Source organism: Sphingomonas sp. PSPC2-2 (assembly GCF_049897725.1).
Classification (GTDB): domain Bacteria; phylum Pseudomonadota; class Alphaproteobacteria; order Sphingomonadales; family Sphingomonadaceae; genus Sphingomonas.
This window is the reverse complement of the sequence record NZ_JAFCWU010000009.1, coordinates 1-13,181: the sequence shown is the minus strand read 5'-3', so window position 1 is coordinate 13,181 and position 13,181 is coordinate 1. Positions and strand designations below refer to the sequence as shown.

Annotated in this window: 14 protein-coding genes and 1 tRNA gene; 5 read left to right on the top strand and 10 right to left on the bottom strand. The window is 64.5% G+C overall.

Annotated elements, in window-relative coordinates:
• Positions 1–5: 5 nt before the first annotated feature.
• The 3 genes from ACP7BY_RS15610 to ACP7BY_RS15600 all read right to left on the bottom strand — a co-directional run bounded on the left by ACP7BY_RS15610 (position 6) and on the right by ACP7BY_RS15600 (position 3,484).
• Positions 6–650, bottom strand: a complete 645-nt coding sequence (locus tag ACP7BY_RS15610) for an XrtA/PEP-CTERM system exopolysaccharide export protein (protein WP_126846222.1) — start codon at positions 648–650, stop codon at positions 6–8.
• A gap of 105 nt (positions 651–755) precedes the next feature.
• Positions 756–1,988, bottom strand: coding sequence for a pyridoxal-dependent decarboxylase, exosortase A system-associated (locus ACP7BY_RS15605; protein WP_033962923.1), 1,233 nt, complete (start codon positions 1,986–1,988; stop codon positions 756–758).
• Positions 1,985–3,484, bottom strand: a complete 1,500-nt coding sequence (locus ACP7BY_RS15600) for an acyl-CoA ligase (AMP-forming), exosortase A system-associated (protein ID WP_171010430.1) — start codon at positions 3,482–3,484, stop codon at positions 1,985–1,987. The genes ACP7BY_RS15605 and ACP7BY_RS15600 overlap by 4 nt, the downstream gene beginning before the upstream one ends.
• 115 nt (positions 3,485–3,599) lie before the next feature.
• Here ACP7BY_RS15600 and ACP7BY_RS15595 point away from each other — a divergent pair, with 115 nt between their 5' ends.
• From ACP7BY_RS15595 to ACP7BY_RS15585, 3 genes are read left to right on the top strand one after another with little or no spacing between them, the layout of a single operon-like run.
• A complete protein-coding gene (locus ACP7BY_RS15595; RefSeq protein WP_033962926.1) occupies positions 3,600–3,872 on the top strand; it encodes an acyl carrier protein in 273 nt (90 codons plus the stop codon).
• Between the two features lie 57 nt (positions 3,873–3,929).
• Positions 3,930–4,625, top strand: coding sequence for a hypothetical protein (locus tag ACP7BY_RS15590; protein WP_171010449.1), 696 nt, complete (start codon positions 3,930–3,932; stop codon positions 4,623–4,625).
• A complete protein-coding gene (locus ACP7BY_RS15585; protein ID WP_033962929.1) occupies positions 4,613–5,407 on the top strand; it encodes a hydrolase 1, exosortase A system-associated in 795 nt (264 codons plus the stop codon). Before ACP7BY_RS15590 ends, ACP7BY_RS15585 begins: the two co-directional genes overlap by 13 nt.
• A 10-nt stretch (positions 5,408–5,417) precedes the next feature.
• Here ACP7BY_RS15585 and trxB read toward each other — a convergent pair whose 3' ends face one another.
• From trxB to ACP7BY_RS15555, 6 genes are all read right to left on the bottom strand, one after another.
• Complete coding sequence (gene trxB / locus ACP7BY_RS15580; protein WP_126846216.1) at positions 5,418–6,386, bottom strand: thioredoxin-disulfide reductase; 969 nt, start codon at positions 6,384–6,386, stop codon at positions 5,418–5,420.
• Positions 6,387–6,489: 103 nt separating this feature from the next.
• Positions 6,490–6,870, bottom strand: coding sequence for a VOC family protein (locus ACP7BY_RS15575; RefSeq protein ID WP_126846214.1), 381 nt, complete (start codon positions 6,868–6,870; stop codon positions 6,490–6,492).
• 110 nt (positions 6,871–6,980) lie between these two features.
• Positions 6,981–7,057: transfer RNA gene (locus ACP7BY_RS15570), tRNA-Met, on the bottom strand.
• A 57-nt stretch (positions 7,058–7,114) separates the two neighbouring features.
• The gene (locus tag ACP7BY_RS15565; protein ID WP_033962932.1) at positions 7,115–7,624 is read right to left on the bottom strand and encodes a 2'-5' RNA ligase family protein; all 510 of its coding nucleotides are present in this window, start codon (positions 7,622–7,624) and stop codon (positions 7,115–7,117) included.
• Complete coding sequence (locus tag ACP7BY_RS15560) at positions 7,621–9,555, bottom strand: potassium transporter Kup (protein ID WP_033962934.1); 1,935 nt, start codon at positions 9,553–9,555, stop codon at positions 7,621–7,623. The genes ACP7BY_RS15565 and ACP7BY_RS15560 overlap by 4 nt, the downstream gene beginning before the upstream one ends.
• Before the next feature lie 134 nt (positions 9,556–9,689).
• On the bottom strand, positions 9,690–10,130 hold the full coding sequence (locus tag ACP7BY_RS15555) for an Lrp/AsnC family transcriptional regulator (RefSeq protein ID WP_033962939.1): 441 nt from the start codon (positions 10,128–10,130) through the stop codon (positions 9,690–9,692).
• Positions 10,131–10,257: 127 nt separating this feature from the next.
• Between ACP7BY_RS15555 and ald the strand changes: the two genes are divergently transcribed.
• Entirely contained in the window at positions 10,258–11,364 is a 1,107-nt protein-coding gene (gene ald / locus ACP7BY_RS15550) for an alanine dehydrogenase (protein ID WP_033962942.1), read from the top strand.
• A gap of 41 nt (positions 11,365–11,405) precedes the next feature.
• Positions 11,406–12,779 carry a S1 family peptidase gene (locus ACP7BY_RS15545; RefSeq protein ID WP_052191949.1) on the top strand — a complete coding sequence of 458 codons (1,374 nt, stop codon included), beginning with the start codon at positions 11,406–11,408 and terminating at the stop codon, positions 12,777–12,779.
• 35 nt (positions 12,780–12,814) lie between these two features.
• Here ACP7BY_RS15545 and ACP7BY_RS15540 read toward each other — a convergent pair whose 3' ends face one another.
• On the bottom strand, positions 12,815–13,030 hold the full coding sequence (locus tag ACP7BY_RS15540; RefSeq protein WP_426288174.1) for a hypothetical protein: 216 nt from the start codon (positions 13,028–13,030) through the stop codon (positions 12,815–12,817).
• Between the last annotated feature and the right edge of the window lie 151 nt (positions 13,031–13,181).

The window sequence follows — 13,181 nt, the reverse complement described above, 5'->3', positions numbered from 1 at the left end:
CGTGCTCAGAACATGCTCTGCGGGATGATGATCACATCCCCCGGCTCGAGCCGGACATTGGCGCGACTGTCGCCATCCTTGAGCAAGCTCGACAGCTTGATGTTATATTCGACCTGCTTGCCCGTTTCGCGATTGTAGCGGACCAGCTTCGCGCGGTTACCCGCCGCATATTCGCTGAGACCGCCGACCGAGATCATCGCGTCGAGCAGCGTCATGTTGGCGCGGTACGGGATCGAGGCGGGCTTCGCGGTCGCGCCGACGATGCGCACTTGCTGGCTGAACGTACCCGAGAAATTCTCGACGATGACCGAGACGATCGGATCCTTGATATATTCGCCCAGCGCAATCTTCATATCGTCGGCGAGCATCCGCGGCGTCTTGCCGACCGCCGGCATGTCGCTGATCAGGGGCGTAGTGATCCGGCCATCGGGCCGCACCTGGACCTTTGCCGACAGTTCGGGGTTGCGCCATACGAAGATGCTGAGCTGGTCGAGCGGGCCGATGACATATTCTTCCCCCGGCTGCTCCTGCGTGGCGACGAACGACGCCTGGGGCAGTTCGGGACGCCCCCCGCTGGCACACGAGCCGAGCGTCAACGCAGCAACGCCGACACCGAGCAAACCTCGAAAAGACCTGTAAAACCGCGCCATGCAAACCTCCCGCCGCGAGGTGCTGCCGATAACGTCACGTCTGACGTCGCGGTGGCAGGTTCACGGCTATCGTGCCGCTATGAGACGAAAGAGGTGAAAATTGCGTTAGGAATGCTCGCTTTGGCCCACCAGCAGCTCGTGCGGCGGGGTGTGCCCAAGAAACGCAAACGGGCTGGCCGACAGTCCATAAGCGCCCGCCATGAACACTGCGACCAGATCGCCGACATCGGCGACCGGCAGCGTGACGCGGTCCGCCAACCGGTCAAGCGGGGTGCATAGCGGGCCGACGACACTGACGGTTTCGGTCGGCGCATTTGGCACGGCGGTGGCGATGGTGACGGGATAATTGCGCTTTACCACCGTCCCGAGATTGCCGGAGGCCGCCAATTGATGGTTCATGCCGCCATCCGTGACGAGGAACGTCTCGCCTCGGCTCTCCTTACGGTCGACAACGCGTGTCAGATACACGCCCGCTTCGCCAACCAGCCAGCGGCCCAGTTCGATCGCAAAACGGGTGTCTTTCAGGCCTGGCGCACGGTTTTCCAGCCCCTCGGCAAGGGCGTTTCCGATGATCCCAACCTCCAGCGGCACTTCGCCCGGGAAATAGGGAATGCCAAAGCCGCCGCCGAGATTGACCAGCGGTGGCATCACGCCCACCGCGTCGGCCAGTCTACCCGCCAGCGCCAGCGTTTCGGCCTGCGTTTCGATGATCGCCTGCGGATCGAGCGCCTGCGATCCGGCGAAGATGTGGAAACCCCGCCAGTCCGCCCCGGCATCGATCACGTGCCTAGCCACGGCGGCGGCGCGGTCGGCGTCGATACCGAAAGGCGAGGCGCGCCCGCCCATCCGCATTCCCGACCCCCGCAATTCGAGCTCCGGGTTCACCCGGATCGCGAGTCGCGGCGTAAGCCCGTGCCGTTCGCCAATCGCCAGCGCGCGCGCCGCTTCGCCCGCAGATTCGAGATTGATCGTCACGCCGGAGCGGATCGCGAATACCAGTTCGTCATCACGCTTGCCCGGTCCTGCGAAGCTGATGCGTGCGCCCGGCTTCACCGCCAGCGCCAGCGCCAACTCCCCTCCCGAGGCGACATCGAGGCCATCGACCAGCGGTGCCATGGCGGCAAGCAGCGGGGCGAAGGGATTGGCCTTGATCGCATAATGCAGGTCGACCGAGGAAAAGGCCGCGCGAAACCGCGCAATGCGGTCCCGCACCACCGCCATGTCGTACACGAACAGCGGCGTGTCTCCGGCGACAGCAGCCCAATGCGCCGCATCCCGTCCGCCAATCTGCAGCGGATTGACCTGGAAATCCCGCGGAATCGTGCCCATCGGCTTCATGACGTCATCTCCGCTTTCAGCGCCGCGCGGTCGAGTTTGCCATTCGCATTGCGTGGCAGCTCGGCGCGCCATTCATAGCGTGTCGGCTGCTGGAAACTCGGCAAATCGCGCCTCAGCCGCGCGCGCAAGGCGGCCTCGTGCGTGCCGTCTCCACGCGCGACTACGACGATCGCCTGCCCAAGCCGTGCATCCGGCACGCCCAGCGCCACCGCCTCCGCCGTTTCGCCGCCCGCCACCACCGCTTCCTCGATTTCGGTCGGGCTGATGCGGTTGCCCGCGCTTTTGATCATCTCGTCCTCGCGTCCGACGAAGCGAAGCAGGCCGTCTTCATCGCGCACCACCGTATCGCCCGACCAGACCGCCAGCCCGCCCGATTGCGCCCATGCGGGTGCGGGACGGAAGCGCTCGGCGGTCCGCTGGGCATCGTGCCAATACCCTTGCGCGACGAGTGGCCCGGCATGGACGAGCTCGCCCGGCTCCCCCGCGGCTGCCGGGCTGCCATCAGGCCGCACGACCATGATCTCGGCAAAAGGGATCGCCCGCCCGATCGAATCGGGATGCACGTCCACCAATTCGGGCGATAAATAGGTCGAGCGAAACGCCTCGGTCAGCCCGTACATCGGATACAGGTCCGCCTGCGGAAAGCGCGCGCGCAACCCGTGGACGAGCGGAGCGGTCAACGCGCCGCCAGAATTTGTCAAACGTTTTAAATTATTTGCCGTGCTTTGTGGCCACTCAATCTCCAGCAATTGCACCCACAAAGGCGGAACCCCTGCCAGTGTCGTAGGTGCAAAGCGATCGACTGCCTTTACGACGTCTTTGGCGACCAGATAGTCGAGCGGCACGTAGCTCGCACCCGCCGCCCAGGTCGAAAAGAGCTGATTCTGTCCATAATCGAAACTGAGCGGCAGCACGCCGAGCACGCGGTCGGCAGGGGCCAGCTTCAGATACTGCGCCACGCTGATCGCGCCCAACCACAGATTGGCGTGGCTAAGCATCACGCCCTTCGGCCGCCCGGTCGATCCCGAGGTATAAAGGATCGCCGCCAGTGTGTCCGGATCGGCGTTGCTGGCCGATAGTACCGCATCGAGACTTACATTTTCTTCGAGAATAACCTCGCAATTCTCTGAAATATCATCCTGTTCCAGTGTCGCGCTCCGCCCCGCCTGGGTCACCAGCGCGACCGCGCCGCTATCCGCCAGAATATGCGCGACCTGCGCGCGCTTGAGCATCGGGTTGATCGGCACATGCACCAGCCCCGCGCGCGGGGCCGCCATCGGCAGCACGCAGGCAAACCGCGTCTTGGGCAACCAGCTCGCCACGCGCGCTCCCGGCGCATATCCCTGACCCGCCAGCCACGCCGCGACTTGACCGACAAGCCGCTCCAGCCCGGCGAAATCCAGAGTTCCCTGTCGGTCGACAAGCGCTGGGTCGCCCGCGCTGCCCCGCAACGGCAACGTATCGATTGGATATGGGAAGGGGTCGAGCGCGATCATGCCCCTTGATAGCCGCCACCGCCGGGCTGTGAAGAGGCTGGCGGCGGGGCACACTTGGCATCTTGCCCCCCAGTCACTATCGCAACGCACCATAACCCACAAATTGGGGCGCGCAGTGATTTCTGAAGACTATGATCGTATCGACGCCACGCTCCGCGCAACCTTGCGCGACGTGCTGGGCCTGAGCGAGGCTCGCACGGCAACGCTGAACGCCGACACGCCCCTGTTCGGCGCAATGCCCGAGCTGGATTCGATGGCGGTCGCCGGGCTGTTGACCGAAATCGAGGAGCGGCTCGGGATCCTGATCGAGGATGACGAAGTCGACGGCGAAATGCTGGAGAGTTTCGGCGCACTGGTCCGGTTCGTCGCCGCCAAGATCCGGCGATAGCCAGGCGATGAGCGCCGCTTGATCGATTCGTATCAGGCAAGCGGCGGCCGCGAGGCCATGCTGCGCTTCGGGCCTGACAACGGGCCAATCGTCGCGATTGCCTTGCCGCTGTTCGAGGAAGCCAATCGGCTGCGCGCCTTTGCGGTCGCTATCTGCCGCGCATTGGCGGCGCGCGGGTTGGCGGCGATGCTCCCCGATCTTCCCGGCCAGGGGGAGAGCCTGCTGCCGCTGGAACGCTGCAGCATTCTCGACATTGCCGACGGATTCGATTGCGCGATCAAAGACGCGTGGAATGCCGATCGTCGATGTTATGGCGTGGCACTGCGCAGTGGTGCGCTGCTCGACAAGCTGGCCTTGCTCGACGGACGCTGGCATTTCGCGCCGCAGAACGGCCCCAGCCTGATGCGCGACCTGAAGCGGATCAAGCAGGCGTCGCAGCCGCATATCAAGCTGGCGGAGACGGACTGGTATTTCGACCCGAAAGCACCCGACGACCAGCCGGCCCCTCCGGTCGAAATCGCCGGCAACCTGATCTCCACCGCACTGCTGACCGACCTTTCGCGCTCTACTCCGTGGACATCCGAAGACGGCGGCATAGTACGCACGGTCCGGCTCGACACCGATCCTGCGGCTGCCGACCGCCATGTTCCCGGCACACCGCTGTGGCGACGCGCGGAGCCAGGTAACGATTTGCCCCTCGCCCAGTTGCTTGCCGACGACATCGCCGACTGGATCGCCGCATGCGAACGGTAACGGCCTTCGCATGCGCGGGCGAAACGCTGGTTGGCACGCTCGACACCGCGACGGGCGAGACCGGGCTGCTCATTGTATCGGGTGGCAATGAAATCCGCATCGGCGCGCATCGTGGCATGGCGTTGCTCGCGCAGCGACTCGCCGCGCGCGGGGTGCCGGTGTTCCGCTTCGACCGGCGCGGCATTGGCGACTCGACCGGCGACAATAACGGATTCCGCACCTCGGGCCTCGACATCGCCAGCGCCGCCACCGCCTTCCGCGCGGCAACCGGAGTCGAACGGTTGGTGGCCTTCGGCAATTGCGATGCGGCCACCGCGCTCGCGCTATTCGGGGCGTCAGCGGGGATCGATGCGCTGATCCTCGCCAATCCGTGGCTGATCGAACAGAACGACGCCCTTCCTCCTGCCGCGGCGATCCGCGCGCACTATGCGACCAAGCTCAAAAATCCGCGGGAGTGGGTCCGACTGGCTCGCGGAGGCGTAAATCTTCGATACTTATTCAATGGCTTGAGGAAAATTGCTCGCAATCAAACCAAGGTTGCCAACCCACTCGCAATGGAGCTGTTCGGCGCGCTTGCCGCATGGCGTGGTTGCACCACGATCCTCCTCGCGCGCCACGACAACACCGCGCTTGCCTTTGCCGAAGCCGCCCGCGCCAGCAAACTGCCGCTGTCGATCCACGTCTGTGAGACCGCCAGCCACAGCTTCGCCCACCCCCACGACGCGGAGTGGCTGGAGCAGCAGATCGTCGCGGCGCTGTCCCGCCCGGCCAAAACGGCCTGAGCGGAGAGCCTTACTCCGCCGCCTCGGCCACCATTTCGAACTCGGCCTCGGCAAGGAAGCGCTCGGCGTCCAGCGCCGCCATGCAGCCCGTGCCAGCCGCCGTGACCGCCTGCCGGTACACTTTGTCCATAACGTCGCCGCAGGCGAACACCCCGGGCACGCTGGTGCGTGTCGAGCCCGTCTCGACCCAGATGTAATGATCGGCATCCAGCTTCAAATGCCCGCGGAACAATTCGGTCGCCGGATGATGGCCGATCGCGACGAACCCGCCCTCGGTCTCCAGACGCGACCGCTCGCCCGTCACGGTGTCGATCAGTTCCAGCGCGACGAGCCCGGCAGTGCCGCCACCGTCGACGAATTCGGCGACTTCCTTGTTCCACAGGACCGTGATGCCCTTGTGCGCGAACAGCCGCTCCTGAAGAATCTTCTCGGCGCGGAATGAATCGCGACGATGGATTAGCGTCACGTCGGGCGAATGGTTGGTGAGGTACAGCGCTTCCTCGACCGCAGTGTTTCCACCGCCGATCACCGCAACCTTCTTGCCGCGATAGAAGAAGCCGTCGCACGTCGCGCACGCGCTGACGCCCTTGCCTTTCAGCGCGTCTTCGCTGTCGAGCCCAAGCCACTTGGCCTGTGCGCCCGTCGCGATAATGAGCACATCGCCTTCGTAAATGTCACCGCTATCGCCGACCAGGCGGAACGGACGCTGGCTGAAATCGACCTCCACCACGGTGTCGTACATCAGGGTCGTCCCGACATGCTCGGCCTGCTTCTGCATCTGCTCCATCAGCCAGGGCCCCTGGATGACGTCGGCGAAGCCGGGGTAATTTTCCACATCGGTGGTGGTCATCAACTGGCCGCCGGGCTGGATGCCCTGCACGAGAATCGGCTTCATGCCGGCCCGCGCGCCATAAATGGCAGCGGAAAGGCCGGCCGGGCCGGAGCCCAGAATCAACATGCGCGTCTTGTGGGTGGTCATGGTCGCTTTCGTCCTGTCGGCCCGCCGCCTCTAGGGCAGCGACGGGCCGACTGGCAACATGGTGGATCGATAACGGTGCGCAAGAGGCCCGTCACCGCCAACATCAGGCAGCGTAGCGATACATCGCGCAGACCTTGTTGCCTGCGGGATCCCGCAGATATGCGAGATAGAGCTTCATCCCACCGTTTTCGCGGATACCCGGATCGTCCTCGATCGGCGTACCACCGGCGGCGACGCCCGCCGCATGCCACGCGTCGGCCTGCTCCGGCGAGGATGCCGCGAACCCGATCGTGCCGCCATTGGCGTGGCATGCAGGTTCGCCGTTGATCGGCTTGGTGACCAGCAAAATCCCGCCATTGTGCATATAGAAAATACGACCGTGATTGTCGGAACCCGCCCGCGCACCCAGTGCGCCGAGCGTGGCATCGTAGAATTTACGCGATGCCTCGAGATCATTCGATCCGATCATGATGTGGCTAAACATAGCTGCTCCCTTTCCCAGGCTGCGCCGCGCTTGATCGGCGGCGTCACGGCTGCAGCTAGCGCATTCGTTCCGGTTGGGAAATCATCGATCGAGGCGGAATAGGTCGCGAGTGGTAGCGAAGGAGGGACTTGAACCCCCGACCCCAGGATTATGATTCCCGTGCTCTAACCAACTGAGCTACTTCGCCATGCGCAGGCGCTGATCACTCGCGAGGCGCGGGCTATAGGAATGCACAGCGAAGCGGTCAAGCGAACATATGGCGCGACAGCATTTCCCACGGGCCACCACGATACCACCATGCCGCCAACCCCGCGATTCGAACGGGCCGCGGACGGAAATCGCGCGACAATTCGGCCTGCAAGGCCTTGGCGACGGGCGGGTCGACCTTGTTCTGCACGGTCACATGCGGACGCCACGGCGCGCGGTCCTGCGGCGTCAGCACCGGAGCAAAGGCATCGGCCAGGCGATCGCGGATATCCTCCAGCGACGGACAGTCGATTCGGAAGGCCACCCCACCGCCGAGCGACATCACGCCGGCGATTCGCGCATCCGGGGCCGCCACCTGCCGCGTTTCTCCTGCCAAACGCTGCTTCAGCTCGCGCTCTAGGCTTGGCGCAAGATGATGGAACATCGTCAGATGCGCCGACAGCTGATTGCGTTCGGGCGGAAAATGGCGCGTCCGCAAATCGTCGAACCACGCCGCATCGCTGCGCCCGAACAGCGCGGTTACGATAATGGGCGCGACCTGGCTCAAATCTCGAGCTGGCTGCCCAGCTCGACTACGCGATTGGTCGGCAAGCGGAAGAACTCCATCGCGCTCTCGGCATTGCGGAGCATCCATGCGAACAGCTTTTCGCGCCAGATCATCATCCCCGGATGCGACGACGGCAAGAGGCTCTGCCGCGCCAGGAAGAAGCTGGTGTCGATCATCCGGAAATCAGCGCCGCAACGATGCACATTGGCGAGCGCCAGCGGCACGTCGGGCTCATCGATAAAACCATAGCGCAGGATCATGCGATGAAAGCCCGCGCCCAGATCCTCCAGCGAGCAGCGCTCGCCCTCGGCGATATAGGGCACGTCCGCGATCTTGACGGTGAGCAGGATGATCCGCTCGTGCAGCACCTTGTTGTGTTTGAGGTTGTGCAGCAACGCGTGCGGCACGCCCTCGGGCGAGGCGGTCATAAACACCGCCGTGCCCGGCACGCGCGTGGCCGAGGTGGCGGCGGACTGGATGAAAATCTTGATCGGCATTGCCGATTCGCGCATCCGGTCGATCATCAATTGCCGCCCCTTCGACCAGGTCGTCAGGATGGTGAAAATGATGAAGCCGACCAGCAGCGGGAACCAGCCGCCCGACGGCACCTTGGTCAGGTTGGCGGTAAAATAGGCACCGTCGACGATGAAGAACAGCGAAAGCAGTGGAACCGAATAATAAACCGGCCAATTCCACAGGCGGAACAGCACCACCGTCAGTAGGCAGGTGTCGATCAACATCGCGCCCGTAACCGCGATGCCATAAGCCGAGGTGAGGTTGGACGAGGTGCGGAAGAAAATGACGAGCAGCAGGACCATCACGCCCAGCAGCCAGTTGACCAGCGGAATGTAGATCTGCCCCGCGGTCGCGGCGCTGGTATGCTCGATCCGCAAGCGCGGCACAAAGCCGAGCTGGATTGCTTGCTGCGTCACCGAAAACGCGCCCGAAATCACCGCTTGCGACGCAATCACCGCCGCCGCCGTCGCCAGCGCCACCAGCGGCAGCCGCAAATGCTCGGACGCGAGCAGATAGAACGGACTTTCCAACGCCGCCGTCCCCATGCGCGACAGCAACGCACCCTGGCCCATATAATTCAACATCAGCGCCGGCAGCACGACAAACAGCCACGACACCCGGATCGGGTTGCGGCCGAAATGCCCCATATCGGCGTAGAGCGCTTCCGCGCCCGTCACCGCCAGCACCACCGAGCCCAGCGCCAAAAAGGCGCGCGCCGGATCGAGCGCGAAGAATTCCAGCGCGTAATGCGGCGAGAACGCCCACAGGATTTGCGGGGTATGCGCGATGCTGATGAGACCAAGCGTCGCGATCACCGCGAAATATAGCAGCATGATGGGCCCGAAAAACAGCCCAACGCGCGCGGTTCCGCTGCGCTGGATCGAGAACAGACCGATGATGATCGCCATTGCCAGCGGCAGCACCAACTTGCCGAGCCCAGGCGACGCGATCGCGACGCCCTCGATCGCCGACAACACCGACACGGCCGGGGTAATCATCGAATCGCCGTAGAACAGCGCCGTGGCGAACACACCAAGCAGCACGATCCCGCGCGACCAGCGCTTGTTCTTGGTGCGGCCGTTGACCAGCGCCAGCAGGGCCAGGCTGCCGCCCTCCCCTTTATTGTCGGCACGCATGATGACGGTGACATATTTGAAGGTCACCACGATCATCATCGACCAGAAGATCAGGCTGACCACCCCCATGATGTGGACAGTATCGAGCGCGAGCTTGTGATGGCCGGAAAACGTCTCGCGGAAGGCGTAGATCGGGCTGGTGCCGATATCGCCGAACACGATGCCGATCGCACCAAGCGCAAGCTTGGCGACGCCGTCTCTGCCGTGTGGGTGAAGCCCGACGTCAACCGAGTCGGGTGCAGCAGGCAAATTGCCCGCGCTGGCCTGATCAGTGCTCACGCGAAGGCTGTTCTTGCCCGGATGTCATATCGAGAAATCATGGATGACGGCACTTGTTCAAACGCCCCAATGGTGCGGCGCAATAGCACGCGTCCCCGCCCCCCGCAACGGCACGCGCCACGGCCAAACGTACATCATTCCTCGCTCGCCAATGTACGAATGGTGAACTGTGTCACCAGCCGATGCACGCCGGGCAGGGTCGAGAGCACTTCGCGGTGGATTCGCTCGTAGCTGTCGTCTTCACGCACCAGCACCTTGAGCAAATAGTCCGATTCGCCGCTCATCAGATGGGCTTCGCCGACTTGGGTGGTCTGCGCGAGCGCCTGTTCGAACGCCAGCATCGTCGCCTGCCGCTGATCGGTGAGCGTAACCGACACAAACACCGTCGAGGGGTTGCCCCGCGCCGCGCGCGACAGCCGCGCGCGATAGCCAAGAATCATCCCGTGCTGCTCCAGCGCCTTCACCCGGCGGTGCGCGGCTGATGGCGACAGGCCGACTCTTGCGCCTAGCTCCTCACTGGTGAGGCCCGATTCCAGGCCGAGCTGCGCGACGATGTTGCGGTCAATACTGTCCATATGGGATCATATTGTGTACAAATGCGCTACTTCGCAACAGCATTGCATTTCCGCAGCCGAACGCGCGATCTTTGCAAGCACATTACGCCACGCCTCCTGTACACTGCCCCCAACAAGGAGAAGATAGATGCGGATCGGCGTACCCAAGGAAATCAAGAATCATGAGTATCGTGTCGGCCTGACCCCACCATCGGTGGCCGAGCTTGTTGCCGCGGGCCACAGCGTAGCGGTGCAGACCGGCGCGGGCCTCGGCATCGATTTCAGCGATGCCGACTATGTCGCGGCGGGCGCGACGATCCTGCCCGACGCCGCCAGCGTTTTCGCGCAGTCGGACATGATCGTGAAGGTCAAGGAACCGCAGCCGAGCGAAATCGCGTTGCTGGAGCCGCGCCATTTGCTGTTCACCTACCTCCATCTCGCCGCCGACAAGCCGCAGGCCGAAGGGCTGATGCGCTCGGGTGCGACCTGCATCGCCTATGAGACGGTCACCGCCAACGATCGGTCGCTCCCGCTGCTCAAGCCGATGTCCGAAGTGGCCGGGCGCATGGCGGTGCAAGTCGGCGCGCATTATCTCGAAAAGGAACAAGGCGGTCGCGGCATCCTGCTCGGCGGCGTGCCGGGTGTGGCCCCGGCCAAGGTAGCGATTCTCGGCGGCGGTGTGTCGGGCGTCAACGCCGCGCAAATGGCGGTCGGCATGCGCGCCGACGTCACCATCTACGACATATCGAACGCACGCTTGGCCGAGCTCGATATGTTCTTCGGCAGCCAGATCAAGACCGCTTACGCCAGCAAGGCCGCGATCGCGGCAGCGGTGAAGAACGCACATCTGGTGATCGGCGCGGTGCTGGTGCCCGGGGCTGCAGCGCCCAAGCTGGTGACGCGCGACATGGTCAAGACGATGAAGCGCGGCGCGGTGATGGTCGACATCGCGATCGACCAAGGCGGTTGCTTCGAAACCAGCCATGCCACCACGCATGAAAACCCGGTGTTCGAAGTCGACGGCGTCATCCATTATTGCGTCGCCAACATGCCGGGCGCGGTCGCACGCACCTCGGCCTTCGCGCTCAACAATGCCACGCTGCCGTTCGTGCTGAAGCTCGCCGCGCACGGAGCGGAAGCGGCGATGGCGGCCGACCCGCACCTCGCCAATGGTCTGAACGTGTCCGGCGGCAAAATCCGCCATCAGGCGGTCGCCGAAGCGCTCGCCTTGCCGTTCGAAGCCTGGACACACTGAGACCGCTCGCGGCGGCCGGGCAAAGCTGGTATCGCGCTTTGGTGCGTATCCTTTTCCTTGCCGCCGCGCTGATCCTGTCACCGATCGAGGCCCGCGCGCAAGCCGTTCCCCCCGCCCCCGGTCCTGCCGATCGGGCCGTGCAGCCCGTCGCGGTGCCGACTGTCGCGGCCCCGCCAGCACCGCTCGCCGTCACGGCGCGGCTCGAGACCGAGGCGGAGGCGATGGCCGAGGATGCTGCCGAATATGCGCGGCAGTTCGGCGTATCCCAACCCGAAGCGATCGCACGTCTCACCGCGCAAAATGCAAGCATCCCCGTAACCGACGCGATCGCCGAGCACTATCGCGACCGATTGGCCGGCATCGCGATCGAACACCGCCCGGCGTATCGCATCCTGGTCTCGCTGACCGGCGCGACACCGGTTCCCGCGCAGAGCATCATTGCGGGCGGCATCACGGTGCCGATCGTCTTTCGCACCGGCGCACGCGTCACCCGCGAGCAGGTCATCTGGGCGATGACCAACCATCAAGCGGCGTTGCGCGCCGCGCTGCGGACGCCGCCGGGCATGGGACTCGATCCGCGCACGGGCGAACTCGCGATCCTGATCGGCAGCGCCGACGCACCTGCAGGCACCGCCGCGCTCAAGACCCGACTGGAAGCGATTGCGGGGGTGCCGGTTCAGGTCCGCGTGCTCAACCATGTCGATGTAAATCTCGCGCCCGAAGGCGGCTCGCGAGTCGAGGGCGTCAGCCCGGCCGATGGGCGGCGGTATCTCTGTACGACGGGTTTCACGGTTACCGACGGCATCCGCTACGGTGTCACCACCGCCGCGCACTGCGTCGACGACCTGGTCTATCGCGATCCGCAGGCGGGTTCGACACCTCTGCCCTTTGTCGGCCAATGGGGCTGGGGCTATCGCGACGTGCAGATCAATGCCGCCGACGCGCCGCTACCCCCGACCTTCTATGCCGATACGGCGCGCACCCGTCTTCGTCCCGTTACCGGCGAGCGCGGGCGCGCCAGCACGCGCGCGGGCGATTTCGTCTGCCACCGCGGGGAACGCACGGGCTATAGCTGCGCGTTGGTGCAACTGACCGACTTCGCCCCGGCGGGGGATCTGTGCGGCGGGGCGTGCCTTCCAACTTGGGTCACCGTCGCCGGCCCGACCTGCAAGGGCGGCGATAGCGGATCGCCCGTATTCAGCGGCACCACCGCGCTCGGCGTGCTGAAGGGCGCGAGCTATCGCGGCGACGGCTCTTGCGTCTTCTATTTCTATATGTCGGTCGACTATCTACCGCCGGGCTGGCAATTGCTGAAGGTGCCACCCCTGATCCAACCGCTACCGGCTCCCGACGTCCCCGTCAGCAGCCCCGCTGGCACAATGCCTGGCGGCTACGACCCGGCGGGCGAGCGATAACGCCGTTTCACGAACCGGCCGGGCGGCCCCAATCGTCACCAGATGGTCTGCGGTGCGGGACCGGCCCAATCCAGACCGAACTGAAACGCTACCCCCTCGAACACAAATCCCGGGACCGCGATCTTGCACCACAGCGCGAAATCATAGCCATCGCGACCGCCGCCGAGGTACATGGTGATCTCGACCTGCTGATCGAGAGGGTCGCAGGTCGCGATGTCGAGCGGCAGAAAATAGCTGTTCCCATGGAACATATCGATCGGCAGGCGACGAGGCGCGACCAGGAGGGAGTGTCAGGAATTTCGTGTGCGGGCGGGCGGCTGAACATTACGCCGCCATGGCCCTGATGAAGCGTTCGCCGAAGATGACGGCGAACTGTGCCTTGGCCATGGTCCACTCACGTGG

Bases quoted from the DNA above. Each gene is read 5' to 3' on its own strand.
- ACP7BY_RS15610 (WP_126846222.1), bottom strand. From the start codon at position 650: ATGGCGCGGTTTTACAGGTCTTTTCGAGGTTTGCTCGGTGTCGGCGTT.
- ACP7BY_RS15605 (WP_033962923.1), bottom strand. From the start codon at position 1,988: ATGAAGCCGATGGGCACGATTCCGCGGGATTTCCAGGTCAATCCGCTG.
- ACP7BY_RS15600 (WP_171010430.1), bottom strand. From the start codon at position 3,484: ATGATCGCGCTCGACCCCTTCCCATATCCAATCGATACGTTGCCGTTG.
- ACP7BY_RS15590 (WP_171010449.1), top strand. From the start codon at position 3,930: ATGCTGCGCTTCGGGCCTGACAACGGGCCAATCGTCGCGATTGCCTTG.
- ACP7BY_RS15585 (WP_033962929.1), top strand. From the start codon at position 4,613: ATGCGAACGGTAACGGCCTTCGCATGCGCGGGCGAAACGCTGGTTGGC.
- trxB (WP_126846216.1), bottom strand. From the start codon at position 6,386: ATGACCACCCACAAGACGCGCATGTTGATTCTGGGCTCCGGCCCGGCC.
- ACP7BY_RS15575 (WP_126846214.1), bottom strand. From the start codon at position 6,870: ATGTTTAGCCACATCATGATCGGATCGAATGATCTCGAGGCATCGCGT.
- ACP7BY_RS15555 (WP_033962939.1), bottom strand. From the start codon at position 10,130: ATGGACAGTATTGACCGCAACATCGTCGCGCAGCTCGGCCTGGAATCG.
- ald (WP_033962942.1), top strand. From the start codon at position 10,258: ATGCGGATCGGCGTACCCAAGGAAATCAAGAATCATGAGTATCGTGTC.
- ACP7BY_RS15540 (WP_426288174.1), bottom strand. From the start codon at position 13,030: ATGTTCCATGGGAACAGCTATTTTCTGCCGCTCGACATCGCGACCTGC.